This is a genomic window from Undibacterium sp. RTI2.2 (assembly GCF_035018705.1).
Lineage (GTDB): Bacteria > Pseudomonadota > Gammaproteobacteria > Burkholderiales > Burkholderiaceae_D > Undibacterium.
Window position 1 is genome coordinate 1 of record NZ_JASJXN010000118.1, and the last position, 979, is coordinate 979.

Below are 979 nucleotides of genomic sequence, written 5' to 3' on the forward strand. Positions count from 1 at the left end.
GGCGTTGGTGCACTTCAAACTCGAAAAGCGGTGATGTTACGATGCGGCCTCAATTTTACTGATCGCCCCGATGCCCAACAAACACAACGACGATCGGCGTCATCATATACCTAAGATGTCGTTCAAGGTTCAGAATTGGCCGGAATATGAAGCAGGATTACGGCGGCGCGGTAGCCTGACGTTGTGGATTGAAGACGCAGCATTAGATCAGTGGCAAAGCGTAGGGCCAAATGGTCAGGCTCGCTATCGGGATAGCGCCATTGAGACGAGTCTGATGCTGCGCTCCGCCTTCAAAATGGCCCTGCGACAAACCGAAGGGTTAATGGCTTCCGTGCTGACACTGATGAACCTGACAATCACGGCACCGGATCACACCACGGTCAGCAGACGGGCGGTCGGACTGACGGTAACGAAGTCACCATCCGCACCAAAGGGGCCACTCCATGTGCTCATCGACAGCACAGGTTTGCAGGTCTTTGGGGCAGGACAATGGCTGGAAGAAAAACATGGCGCGAAGTCGCGCCGTAGCTGGCGCAAACTACATCTGGCCGTCGATGTCGATGCAGGCATGATTGTCGCGCAGATCCTCACCGATCAGCATACGGATGACCCATCTCAAGTGGGGCCACTACTGGATCAGGTCGACGAACAAATCGACAAAGTCACTGCCGATGGTGCCTATGATGGCGCGCCCACTTATCAAACGATCGCGCAATATGGTGACGATATTGCGGTGGTTATCCCACCCCGTAAAACCGCCGTTCCTGGTACTCAATCGCGTTCGCCAAGTCAGCGTAATCGCCATCTTGACATGATCAATACAGAGGGTCGGTTGGCTTGGCAAGAAGCCACTGGTTATGGACAGCGTGCTTTGGTCGAAACGACCATGGGACGCTATAAATCGATCATCGGTCCTCGACTGCGTGCGCGCAGATTCGAAGCGCAAAAAACCGAGGCCGCCGTCGGTGTTGCTGTGTTA

At 54.6% G+C, this 979-nt stretch carries 1 protein-coding gene; it reads left to right on the forward strand.

The genetic code is table 11. The features are described from left to right. Positions 1-70: 70 nt before the first annotated feature. Positions 71-979: IS5 family transposase (locus QN395_RS21340; protein WP_323493147.1), on the forward strand; the 909-nt coding region annotated here is incomplete at its 3' end.